7 protein-coding genes are annotated in these 13018 nt (G+C 66.1%); all 7 read left to right on the forward strand.

Annotated elements, in window-relative coordinates:
- Positions 1–149 precede the first annotated feature (149 nt).
- The 7 genes from EWE75_RS02805 (at position 150) to EWE75_RS02840 (ending at position 12917) form a co-directional block, all read left to right on the forward strand.
- Positions 150–2591 carry a TonB-dependent receptor plug domain-containing protein gene (locus EWE75_RS02805; RefSeq protein ID WP_130155179.1) on the forward strand — a complete coding sequence of 814 codons (2442 nt, stop codon included), beginning with the start codon at positions 150–152 and terminating at the stop codon, positions 2589–2591.
- Entirely contained in the window at positions 2564–3859 is a 1296-nt protein-coding gene (locus EWE75_RS02810; protein ID WP_130155180.1) for an aminotransferase class V-fold PLP-dependent enzyme, read from the forward strand. Before EWE75_RS02805 ends, EWE75_RS02810 begins: the two co-directional genes overlap by 28 nt.
- A gap of 518 nt (positions 3860–4377) precedes the next feature.
- Complete coding sequence (locus EWE75_RS02820; protein WP_130155182.1) at positions 4378–5691, forward strand: TolC family protein; 1314 nt, start codon at positions 4378–4380, stop codon at positions 5689–5691.
- A complete protein-coding gene (locus tag EWE75_RS02825; protein WP_130155183.1) occupies positions 5688–6845 on the forward strand; it encodes an efflux RND transporter periplasmic adaptor subunit in 1158 nt (385 codons plus the stop codon). The genes EWE75_RS02820 and EWE75_RS02825 overlap by 4 nt, the downstream gene beginning before the upstream one ends.
- Positions 6846–6849: 4 nt before the next feature.
- Positions 6850–10074, forward strand: a complete 3225-nt coding sequence (locus EWE75_RS02830) for an efflux RND transporter permease subunit (RefSeq protein WP_130155184.1) — start codon at positions 6850–6852, stop codon at positions 10072–10074.
- A 138-nt stretch (positions 10075–10212) separates the two neighbouring features.
- The gene (locus EWE75_RS02835; protein WP_130155185.1) at positions 10213–11514 is read left to right on the forward strand and encodes a M28 family metallopeptidase; all 1302 of its coding nucleotides are present in this window, start codon (positions 10213–10215) and stop codon (positions 11512–11514) included.
- 86 nt (positions 11515–11600) lie between these two features.
- Entirely contained in the window at positions 11601–12917 is a 1317-nt protein-coding gene (locus EWE75_RS02840; RefSeq protein WP_130155186.1) for an Nramp family divalent metal transporter, read from the forward strand.
- Positions 12918–13018 lie beyond the last annotated feature (101 nt).

Below are 13018 nucleotides of genomic sequence, written 5' to 3' on the forward strand. Positions count from 1 at the left end.
CAATCGATCCACCGCTTGCCCGCGCAGATGTAGCTTCGAACCGACATCATCGTGTCTCGCGAATGCAGCGTTACTGACACAAATCGCCCCTAGTTGGTCGCCAGCCGGCCAAAACAACGCGAAGCCGGCTCTGCCCAAGGGGACATCATTTGACGAAATTCATATCGGCCGGCGCGCTCGCCGCGCTGCCAATCGCGCTGTGCGCGCCCGTTCTCGCGCATGCCGCGCCCATCGCCGCACCGGCTGATGCGCCCGCCACCGAGCAGATCGCCGACGCGGACATAGTGATCGTGACCGGCACGCGCGATCGTGGCGTGACTCAGTTCAACTCGCAATCGCCGATCGATGTACTGCCGGCCACCGCGCTCGACGCGAGCATCTCGGGCGATCTCACCGACACGCTCGCGCAATTGCTGCCCTCCTTCAACGTGCAGCGGCTGCCCGCCGCCGACGGTCAGGCATTCGTGCGCCCCGCCACGTTGCGCGGGCTGTCGGCCGATCAGACGCTCGTGCTGGTCAACGGAAAACGCTACCACCGTTCCGCCCTGCTCGGCACGCGCGGCGCGCAGGCGCCAGATCTCGCGACGATCCCGGGCCTGGCCATCAAGCGTATCGAAGTGCTGCGCGATGGCGCCTCGGCGCAATACGGCTCCGACGCGATCGCGGGCGTGGTCAACATCATCCTCGACGATCAGCCCGGCCTCAGCGCCTTCGGCCAATATTCGCAATATTACAAAGGCGACGGCAAGGAATATCAGAGTGGTATCCAGGGCGGCGTGGCGCTCGGCGACCGTGGCAGCTTCGTCTTCACCGGCGAGTACGACCACTCCGAGGCCACTTCGAGAACCCGGCAGCGCCCCGACGCGATCAAGTTCCAGGCCGCCAACCCGACGCTGTCGGTGCCGAATCCGGTGCAGCGCTGGGGCCAGCCCGATCTCGAAAGTATCCGTGGCGGCTACAACACGCATTTCGATGTGTCGGACGCGTTCAAGCTCTACAGCTTCGGCACGTTCGGCGAGGGCGAAGGCGTCACCGATTTCAACTGGCGCAATCCCGCCGGAACCGCATCGGTTTATGGCGCTAGCCCGGCCTTTCCGGGCTTCAGCTTCACCAGCCTGTACCCGACCGGCTTCACGCCGCGCTTCGGCACGCAGACCAGCGACGTGCAGGCGACCGGCGGCGCGCGTGGCGCACTCGCCGATGCGTTCACCTATGATCTCAGCGCCTCTTACGGCCAGAGCGTGATCGACTATACGCTAAGTGAAAGCCTGAATGCGTCGCTCGGCCCGACCTCGCCGACCGCCTTCTATCTGGGTCGCTTGCGCCAGCGCGAATTCAACCTCAACGCCGATTTCGTGTACCGCCTGCCGGTCGGGGGCCTCGCACCGATCAATATCGCCTTCGGCGGCGAGCGTCGTCTTGAACAGTACAGCATCCGCCCGGGCGACCCGGCTTCTTACGCGATCGGTGCCGGCGCGGCTGCGGGGCTCGCGCCCAATTCCAACGGCTTCCCCGGCTTCAGCCCGCTACAGGCAGGCCGGTTCAGCCAGGAAAGCTATGCTGGCTATGGCGATCTCGAATGGCAGCCCGTCAAGATGCTCAGCGTCGGCGCGGCAGGGCGTTACGAGAACTTCTCGGCGTTCGGCGGCAAGTTCACCTACAAACTGAGCGCGCGCGTTGAACCGATCGACGGCATCGCGCTTCGCGGTGGCTATTCGACCGGTTTCCGCGCGCCGACGCCGGCGCAGCTCAACACGTCGAACACCTCGCAGGGCCTCGATACAACGACCTTGCAGGTGTTCAACAGTGGCCGTCTCGCGACCACCGATCCGATCGCGGTCGCGCTCGGCGCCAAGCCGCTCAAGCCGGAGACGTCGGATACGATCACTGCCGGCCTGACCTTCAGGACCGCGTTCGGGCTAACCGGCAGTGTCGATGCCTATCAGATCAGCGTCGATGGCCGCTTCAGCCAGTCGGCGTCCGCCCTGCCGCCGACGAGCGTGGCCAATCCGTTGCGCTTCACTTCGGTGAGCTACTTCACCAACGACTTCGACACGCGCACGCGCGGCATCGAGGCAGTGCTGAACTATACGCAACAGGTCGGACCGGGCAAGGCGACCGCGACGATCGCCTATAATTACAACCGCACGAAGGTGACGAGCGGCATCTCGGCGGCGATCCCGAACGAGTCTCAGCGGATCGTGTTCGAGCAACGCCTGCCGCAGCACAATGCGACCGGCTCGATCGGCTATGACATCGGTCCCATCGGGATGCTGGTACGCGGGCGCCATTATGGCGGCTGGACCGACGTGTCGGGCAACGGGACCGGCGACATCTACCAGAAGTTCGGCGGCATCGCGCTGTTCGACGTGTCGGCCAGCTACACCTTCGACGAGCATTTCACAATCCGCGCCGGTGCGGAGAACGTGTTCAACACCTATCCGGCCGAAGCCACCAACCAGGCGGTGCGCGGCCTGATCTATTCGCGAAATGCCCCCTATGATACCGATGGCGGCCAATATTATGTCCGCGTGGGCATGAAGTTCTCACGGAAGGGGACGGCATGCCGACGATCAGCCGAAGGACCATGATGGCGGCGGCGGCGGCTCTGCCCGTCGCCGCCCGGCTGAACGCGGCAATGCCGTCCGATCCCAAATCGGGTGGCCGCGCAGCGCGAGCGAACGACGAAGCCTATTGGGCGAAGATCGCCGCTCAGTACGATGTTGCCCGCGACGTCATCCAGCTCGAAAACGGCAATTGGGGCATCATGGCGAAGCCCGTGCTTGCCGCCTATGAACGCGCGGTCGAGCGGGTCAATCGCGAGAACAGCTTCTACACGCGACGCGGCTTCGGGTCCGATTACCATGCGGTGCATCAGCGCGTCGCGGCTGCGCTTGGTGTCGGCACCGACGAGATCGCGCTGACCCGCAACGCCACCGAGGCGCTGCAGGGCCTGATCGATGGGTACAACAAACTGCGCCCCGGCGACGCGGTGCTGACCGCCGATCTCGATTACGATAGCATGCTGGGCTGTTTCGACGGGCTGAAGGCGCGGCGCGGCGTGCAGGTGGTACGGATCGCCCTCCCCGAACCGGCAACATATCAAGGCGTGATCGACGCTTATGCGAAAGCGTTCAGCGCGAATCCCAAGATTCGGCTGGTGCTGCTCACCCACCTCAGCCACCGCACGGGATTGGTGGTGCCGGTCCGCGAGATCGTCGCGATCGCGCGGACACGCGGGATCGACGTGATCGTCGATGCCGCGCACAGTTGGGGCCAAGTCGATTTCGATTTCGCCGATCTCGGCGTCGACTTTGCCGGCTTCAATTTGCATAAATGGTGGGGTGCGCCGCTCGGTGTCGGCGTCATGTACCTACGCAAGAGCCGGGTGCGCGATATTGATCCCGATCCCGCCAATGGCGAGGGCGGCCTCGACAGCGTGCAGGCGCGCATACACACCGGGACGAGCGATTTCGCCGCGATGTTGACCGTACCGGACGCGTTCAACTTCCAGCAGGCGATCGGCACACCCGAGCGCGCCGCGCGGTTGCGCTATCTGCGCGACCGTTGGGCCGAGCCGCTGCGCAAGCTCGACGGTCTGCAGATCCTGACGCCCAGCGATCCGCGATTGCACGGCGGCATCACCTCGTTCCGTATCCGCGGCCTCGTCACCGCCGCCGACAACATCGCCGTCGCAAAGATGCTGCTCGACGAATTCGGTATCTTCACCGTCCACCGCACGGGGGTGGAGGCCGGCGCCTGCGTGCGGGTGACGCCAGCATTGTTCACCAATCCCGCGCAGATCGACGCACTCGCTGCGGCGCTGCAGATATTGGTCAAGCGGCTTGCGAAAGCCTGATGCGCGCGAGGAATCCGTCGGACCGGCTGCTGCCGGCTGTTGCGGGGTCGTACAGCGGAAGAGGTGATAGCAGCGTCGCCGGAAGTTCAGCAATGACACTTCGTAGTATTTCAGCTAGACGATCCACAATGCTGCGGAGGTTACAGTCCCTTTTGCTCGTCATAATCGCGTCGTCGCTGGTGATGACAGCGACTGTGCATGCGCGCGAGATACCGGGACCGGCCACGATCGAGTGCAACGGCACTGTACATAGCGACGGCGACGCAGACCAGTCGCAAGGTGACGCCGACAAGGCGATGCCGCATCATCATGGCACCTGTCATAGTCAGGTGTTGGACGTTCCGGTGACGGATGGGCCGTCCTCAATGGCGCGCACCGATACCGTCCGTCCGTTTCCCACCCCCGACAGTTCAACCGCGTCGCATTCGGTTGCCCCTGCGTTGAGGCCCCCGGCCGCCTGACGATACCCGCTGGCCGCTATCGGCCGGCTTGACGTATCTTGTTAGGATCAATGTGCCATGAAAAAGATGTGCGCGGCCGTGCTGGCTGCGGCGTCCTGCGCTTCGATAGCGCAGGCGCAACGGGTGCAGGCGCCGCAAGCGCCAGCGTCGTCAGCGGTGATGCCAACGGCGGCGAAGCCCGTATTTACGCTGGATCAGGCGGTCCTCGACGCAGGCGGGGCCGCGCCGTCGGGCGCCGCCGCAACGGCGGCAATCGAGGCGGCTCAGGCCGGGCTCACGGTGGCCGGGCTGCGCCCCAATCCAGTCGCGCAAGGGCAGGTCGAAAACATCGTCGGCTCGGGTTCCTACCGGGGCCTGCGCAGTGCCGAGACAACGATCGGGGTCGCCGTACCGATCGAGCTGGGCGGCAAACGTAGCGCCCGCGTCGCCGTCGCAGGCGCGCAACTCTCGCGCGCCGAACTACAGGCCGCGATCGTCGCGGCCGATATTCGCGTGCAGGTCACGCAGCTCTATGTCGAAGCGATCGCAGCCGAGCGTCGATTGGTGACGGCGCGCGACCAGGCGCGCATCGCCAGCGAAGTGCTGCGCGGTGCCGCAGTCCGTGTCCAGGCGGGACGCGCGTCCCCGCTCGAGCAACAACGCGCCGACGTCACACGGATCAACGCGGATGCCAGCGTCGAACGACTGACACGGCTCGGCGAAGCGGCCAGGACGAATCTAGCGCGACGTCTCGGCCATCCGATCGACGGCATACTGGATACAGGGTTGCTCGATCGGCTGCCTGCGGCGACCGTTGGCCCGAGCGCGCCGCCTCAGCCAGCCGGCACGCTGGCGCTGGCGGCGGCGGATGCCGATCTCGCGATCGCGGATGCCGGCATCCGTCTCGCGCGCGCCAACCGCGTGCCCGACATCACCATCGGACCCGCGCTTCGGCGCCTGGAGGCAACCAACGACACCGCCGCCGTGTTTGCGATTTCGATCCCGATCCCATTGTTCAACAATGGTCGTGCCGCCATTTCTCAGGCGACCGCGGAACGGACGCGAGCCGGAGCGGTGCGGCGCGTGACCGCGCTCGACGTCGAGCAGGCGATCACCGACGCACAAGCGGAAGCGGCCAACGCGATCATCACCGCCCGCGCCGCATCCGGCCCGGCCCTCGCTGCGGCGCAGGAGGCTGCCCGGATTGCCCGGATTGGATACCGAGAAGGCAAGTTCGGTCAGCTCGATCTTCTCGATGCCGAACGCACGCTCGCCGAGACCCGCGCCGCGTCGATCGACGCGCTCGCCAACTATCAGAACGCGCGTGCTCGGCTGGAGCGGCTGACCGCCCCCGCCACGGCGTCCAACGCTCCGGGGGGTATCAATCGATGACGCGCTTCACGACCTATCGCGCACTTCCAGCTCTGGTCGCGCTGCTTCTCGGGGCCTGCGGCTACGTGTCGGAAGGCGACAACCAGACCGAAGCGGCATCCCAAATCACCCGGAACGAAGCGTCTCACGCGGACGAGGGCGCGGTGACGCTCTCGCCCGACCAGATCGCCGCCGCCGGTGTCCAGATCGGACGCCCCCTCGCCGGGGGCGCCGGCGCGATCGATCTGCCGGCCACGATCGAGGGTGATCCGCAGGAAACGCAGGTGGTATCGGCCGCGATCGGCGGTCGCGTCGTCGCCCTAACCCGCAACCTCGGCCAGTCGGTGGTACGCGGCCAGACCATCGCGATCATCGAAAGCCGCGAGGCCGCGCAGATGAAAGGCGAGGTCCAGGCGTCGCGGGCCCGCCTGGCGCTCGCCAACTCCAACCTCGCGCGCGAGCAGCGGCTGTTCTCCCAGAAGGTCTCCCCCGAACAGGATTTGATCGCGGCGCGCACTGCGGCGATCGAGGCACGGATCGCCTACAGCCAGGCGCGGGGGCAGGTTTCCGCAGCCGGCGGGGGTGGTGGCGGCCTCAACCGCCTGGGCATTACCGCTTCACTCTCCGGTCAGGTCATCGCGCGCCCCGTCGTCCTCGGGCAGACGGTGGCGGCGGACGCTGAGCTCTACCGGATCGCCAACCTCCGCAAAGTTTCGGTGTCGCTGAACCTGAGGCCAGAGGACGCCGGGCGCGTGAAGCCCGGCAACGTCGTCTCCATCACGGCGCCCGGTCGTCAGGCCACCGCCCACATCAGCTTCGTGTCGCCGGCGCTCGATCCACAAACGCGGCAGGTGCCGGTGATCGCCACCCTCGGCAACGGCGCAGGACAGTGGCGCGTCGGTGAATCCGTCACCGCGTCGGTTCAGCTATCGGGCAGCGGCGGGTCGAGCGCGATCCGCGTGCCGACCACCGCTGTCCAGACGGTCGAGCGCAAGTCGGTCGTCTTCGTGCGGACACCAAAGGGGTTCCGGGCGACGCCGGTCAAGCTCGGCGACGCCGCAGGCGAGACCGTCATCGTCCGCTCCGGTCTTACCGGCCGCGAGCAAATCGCCACCACAGGCAGCTTCACGCTCAAGGCCGAACTCGGCAAGGGCGACGCCGAGCACGAGGATTGATGTCATGATCGCCCGCATCGTCACATGGGCGGTCGAGAAGCGCTGGCTCGTCCTACTCCTCACCGCCGTCGTCGCCGTCATTGGCACCATCTCGCTCGCCCATCTGCCGATCGACGCAGTTCCCGACATCACCAACAACCAGGTTCAGATCAACGTCCGCGCTCCCGCCCTCTCGCCCGAACTGGTCGAGAAGCAGGTGTCGTTCCCCATCGAAACTGCGCTCGCCGGTATACCGGGCCTCGACAATACGCGCTCGCTAAGCCGCAACGGCTTTGCGCAAATCACGGCCGTCTTCGACGACTCGACCGATATCTACTTCGCCCGCCAACAGGTCGGCGAGCGACTGCAGAGCGTCGCCGAAAGCCTGCCTGACGGCGTGAATCCAGAGATGGGGCCAATCGCGACGGGCCTCGGCGAAGTCTACATGTGGACCGTCCGGCTCGACCATCGCCAGGACGATACGCATCGTCCGGGCGAGCCGGGGCAGCAGCCCGATGGCAGCTACATCACACCAGAAGGCGAGCGGCTAACCACCGAGGAGGACAAGGCGACCTATCTGCGCACCGCGCAGGACTGGATCGTCACGCCGCTGCTCAAAAACACGCCGGGCCTCGCCGGGGTCGACTCGATCGGGGGCTACACCAAACAATATCTCGTCGTCCCGGACGTGCAGAAGCTCGCGGCGCTCAAGATCACGCTGACGGATCTTGGCGTAGCGCTCGAGAAGAACAACACGAGCATCGGCGGCGGGTTCGTCAACCGCAACGGCGAGGGCCTCGCGGTCCGATCGGATGCGCTGGTGCGCAACGCGACCGAACTGGCGCGTATCGTCGTCGCGACCCGTGAAGGCGTACCCATCGTGCTTGATCAGGTCGCGACCGTCCGCACGGGTCAGGCAATCCGCATGGGTTCGGCTTCGGAGAACGGCACCGAGGTCGTCGTAGGCACGGCGATCATGCGGATCGGCCAAAACAGTCGCAACGTCGCGACTGCGGTCGCCGACAGACTGAAGGCGATCAACGCGTCGCTTCCGCCCGACGTCGTGGTGCAGCCGGTTCTCGACCGGACCGCGCTGGTGAACTCCACGATCACGACCGTTGGGCGAAACCTCGGCGAAGGCGCGGTGCTTGTCATCGTCGTCCTGTTCCTGCTGCTCGGCAATTTCCGGGCGGCGCTGATCGCCGCGCTAGTGATTCCCATCACCATGATGTTGACGGGCTTCGGAATGCTTCGTCTCGGCGTATCGGCGAACTTAATGAGCCTTGGCGCGCTGGACTTCGGCCTCATCGTGGACGGCGCGGTCATCATCGTCGAGAACGCCCTACGACGGCTTGCCGAGCAACAGCATCACCAAGGCCGCCTCCTGAAGGTGAAAGAACGGCTCTCGAACGTGGCCACCGCCGCGCGCGAGATGACCGGCCCCTCGGTCTATGGCCAGGCGATTATCGTGCTCGTCTACGTGCCACTGCTCACTCTAACCGGCGTAGAGGGCAAGACGTTCGTGCCGATGGCGCTCACCGTCATCATCGCGCTCGCTTTCGCATTCGTCCTATCGATCACCTTCGTGCCGGCCATGATCGCGATCTGGCTTTCAAACACGGTTGAGGAGAAGGACGGCTGGATCATCGGGTGGCTGAAGAAGGGTTACGAACCGAACCTGAACCGGGCGATGAACCGTCCTGCGGTCACGATCGGCGCGAGCGTGGTCAGCCTCGTGCTGGCGGCCCTCGTCTTCACGAAGCTGGGGCAGGTCTTCCTGCCCCAGCTCGACGAAGGCGATCTGCTGATCCAGGCGCTACGCATCCCGGCGACCTCCGTGCAGCAGAGCCAGGCGATGCAGGTTCCGATCGAGCGGATGATGTCGAAGCAGCCCGAGGTGCGCTTCGTCTTCTCGAAGACCGGCACCGCCGAACTCGCCTCGGACCCGATGCCGCCCAACGCGACGGACATGTTCGTAATATTAAAGCCTCGGGAACAATGGCCCGACCCGAAGCTCGCCAAGGCGGATCTGGTCGCACGGATCGAAGGCAGGCTCGCCCGCTTTCCGGGGAACACCTACGAGATCACGCAACCCATCCAGATGCGTTTCAACGAACTGATCGCGGGTGTGCGCGGCGATATCGCGGTCAAGGTGTTCGGCGACGATTTCGCTACCATGAACCGCACTGCCGAACAGATCGCCAGCATCCTGCGCAGGACGAAGGGCGCGGTGGACGTGAAGGTCGAGCAGACGACCGGGCTTCCCATGCTCGACATCCGCGTCAACCGCGACGCCATGGCGCGTCTCGGCGTCACCGCTCAGGACGTGCAGGATACGGTTACCGCCACCGTCGGCGGTCGAACGTCCGGCATGATCTTCGAGGGCGATCGACGGTTCCCGGTCGTCATTCGACTGGGGGAGGCGCAGCGATCCGATCTCAAGGTGCTCGAACAGGTACAGGTGCCGGTCTCGGGTGGGTCCTACATCCCGCTCTCCAGCGTTGCCGACATCGCCGTGGTAGACGGTCCGAACCAGATCAGCCGCGAGAACGGCAAGCGGCGCGTCGTGGTTCAGGCCAACGTCCGTGGCCGTGACGTCGGCTCCGTCGTCGCGGACACGCAAGGCGCGATCGGCAGCCAAGTGCGGCTTCCGGCCGGCAGCTATCTGGAATGGGGTGGCCAGTTCGAAAATCTGGAGTCTGCGAGGGCGCGGCTGCAGCTCGTGATCCCCGCCTGCTTCGTGCTGATCCTGATGCTGCTCTACGGCGCTCTGCGCAGCGTGCGGGACGCGGCGATCGTCTTCACCGGAGTGCCGTTCGCGCTCGTCGGCGGCGTCCTGCTGCTATTCGCGCGCGGCATGGATTTTTCAATCTCGGCGGCGGTCGGCTTCATCGCGCTGTCGGGGATCGCCGTCCTCAACGGCCTCGTCATGGTCAGTTCGATCCAAGACCTCATTACGTCGGGAATGAAAAGGGAGCAGGCCGCGCATGTGGGGGCGATGCAAAGACTGCGGCCGGTGGTCGTGACCGCGCTGGTCGCGAGCCTCGGCTTCGTGCCGATGGCCCTTGGTCATGGTGCGGGCGCCGAGGTCCAGAAGCCGCTGGCGACCGTCGTCATCGGGGGCCTCATTTCGGCGACGCTGCTCACGCTGTTCGTCCTGCCCACCCTCTACGCGCGGTTCGGACAGCAAGAGCTCAAGGTCGAAGACGATACGCCGGATGACGACGCTTCGCTGCCGCAGCCAGCATGATCATCAACGCGGGCGGGCGGAATCAATCCACTCTCATGCTCGCCTCTTCAAGCGGTGAGCGCGCCGATTAGCTGCGCCAACCGTGACGCATCGTGCTTGGCGGTTGAACGTTGCCGGCAATCGCGCCACGATCGGTCCATGCGCATCCCCCTCCCCCCGCTCCTTTCTGTCGCCATCCTGTTCGCCTCGCCCGCCGCCGCCGAGGCACCCGATCCCGCGCGCCTGAAGGCCACCGTCGAGAAACTGGTGAGCTTCGGCACCCGCCACACGCTTTCCGCGCCCGATGATCCTGTGCGAGGCATTGGCGCGGCACGGCGCTGGGCCGGCGCGGAGCTGACCCACCTCGCCGATGCCTGTGGCGGCTGCATCACCGTCGCCAATATCGCGCGCACCTTCACCGGGCCGCGCGCGCCGCAGGGGGTGGAGATCGTCGATGTACTCGGCTTCCAGCAGGGCACTGAACCCAAGCGCGTCATCATCGTCGGCGCGCATATCGACAGCCGCGTCACCGATGTGATGAACACCACCGCCGACGCGCCCGGCGCGAACGACGACGGCTCGGGCGTCGCGCTCGTGCTGGAGGCGGCGCGAATTCTGTCGAAAGAGAAGTTCCGCGCCACGATCGTCTACGCGATCTTCTCCGGCGAGGAGCAGGGGCTGTGGGGCGGCCAGTTGCTCGCGGAGACCGCCAAGGCGAAGGACTGGACCGTCACGGCGATGCTCAACAATGACATCGTCGGCAACACGGTCGGCCAGAATGGCGTGCGTGTGGCAGACCGCGTGCGGGTGTTCTCCGAAGGCTTGCGCGCCGCCGACGATCTTCCCGCCCACCTCGCGCGGCGCGGCAATGGCGGCGAGGACGATTCGCCCTCGCGCAGCCTCGCCAAAGCGGTGCGCGGGATCGCCGGCACGCTGCCGGGCGGGCTTGAGGTGTTCGTCGATCGCCGGCCCGATCGGCTCGGGCGCGGCGGCGATCACGAACCTTTCCTCAAGCTTGGCTATCCGGCGATCCGCTTCACCGTCGGCGCGGAGAATTGGAACCAGCAGCATCAGGATCTTCGCACCGACAATGGCGTCACGTATGGCGACACGGCCGACAAGATGGACTTCGCCTATCTCGCCAAGGTCACGGCGATCAACGTCGCGACGATCCGCCGCCTCGCCGCCGCACCTGCCGCCCCGACGGGCGCGACGATCACCGGCGGCGGCAGCGACGATACCACGGTCGCATGGCAACCCGTGACGGGCGCAGTCGGCTACCGGATCCACTGGCGCCGCACCGACGCGCAGGATTGGCAGCAGGCGCTCGACGTGCCAGCCACCGATACCTCGCATGTGCTGAAGAACGTGGTGGTGGACGACAGCTTCTTCGGCGTCGGCGCGCTCGGCCCGGACGGGGCGGAAAGCGTGGTGACGTTCGCAGGCCCGCCGGCGCGGTAGGTAAGCTTCTCTGATCGTCCGATCCGATCAGTCTCATTAGGCCAGATCGATGGTCGTGCGGCGCGGTGCTTGCTACGGGAACCCGCATGTCTTTCAAACTGCCCGATACCGCGACAGCGCCCTTCTGCCCGTCGGAGATTCGCGGCGCGGTCGCCGTTCCTACCGGCTTGCCGCTGTGGCGCAAGCTGCTGCGCGCGACCGGGCCGGGGCTGCTCGTCGCGGTGGGTTATATGGACCCAGGCAATTGGGCGACCGACATCGCGGCGGGATCGCGCTTCGGTTATGATCTGCTGTTCGTCGTCTTGCTCACCAGCCTCGCCGCGATCCTGCTGCAATCGCTGGCAATGCGGCTCGGGCTGGTGGCGGGACACGATCTCGCGCGGATGGCGCGCGAACGCTATTCGCGCGGGGCGACGTTGGGGCTGTGGCTGCTCGCCGAACTGGCGATCATCGCCACCGACGTTGCCGAGGTGCTGGGCAGCGCGCTCGCGTTCAACCTGCTGCTCGGCGTGCCGCTTTGGCTCGGCGTGCTGCTGACCGGGCTGGATACGATCGTCGTACTCGGGCTGAAAGGCGGCGGCTTCCGCCAGATCGAGGCGATCATCCTTGGGCTGGTGACCACGATCGCGGTGTGCTTCGCGGTGCAGCTCGTCATCGCCGGGCCGAGCCTGTCGGGCATCCTGCACGGGGCGGTGCCAAAGCTCGCGGTGTTCGCCGATCCGCAGGCGATCTATCTCGCGGTCGGCATCCTCGGCGCAACGGTGATGCCGCACAACCTGTATCTGCACTCGTCGATCGTCCAGACGCGCGTGACCGAACCCGGCGAAGCGGCGCTGAAGGAATCGTTGCGCTTCGCGACGATCGACATCGTCATCTCGCTGTTGCTCGCCACCCTCGTCAACGGCGCGATCCTGACGCTGGCGGCGGCGACTTTTCACGAAAGCGGCTACGCCAATGTCGCCGAAATCGAGGAAGCGTACCACCTGCTCGCGCCGCTCACCGGCGCTGCGGCGGCGGCGATCCTGTTCGGCATCGCGCTGTTCGCCTCGGGCCAGAGCGCGACCTTCACCGGCACGATCGCGGGTCAGGTGATCCTCGAAGGCTTCCTTGATCTCAAGATCCCGTGCTGGCAGCGCCGCATCATCACGCGCGGGCTCGCGCTGGTGCCGGCGCTGGCGGGCGTGCTGTGGCTGGGCGACCATGCCGTGGGCAAGTTGCTGGTGCTGACTCAGGTGGTGTTGTCGCTGCAATTGCCGTTCGCGATCTACCCGCTGATTCGCTTCACCAGCGACAAGACGATCATGGGCGTCCACGCCAGCGGCGCGGTGGTCCGCACGGTCGCGTGGGGCGTGTTCGCGGTGATCGTCGCCGCCAATCTGTGGCTGATCGTAACGATGCTCTGAGCCGCGCGGAACATCGCCGACGTCGGGGCATTCCCTGTGTTCACAACAGGAAGAACCCCGTGACCGAACAGCCACCGCCCCGCACAGCCGGCAAGGCCGCG

This window comes from Sphingomonas populi (genome assembly GCF_004208535.1).
GTDB lineage: Bacteria > Pseudomonadota > Alphaproteobacteria > Sphingomonadales > Sphingomonadaceae > Sphingomonas > Sphingomonas populi.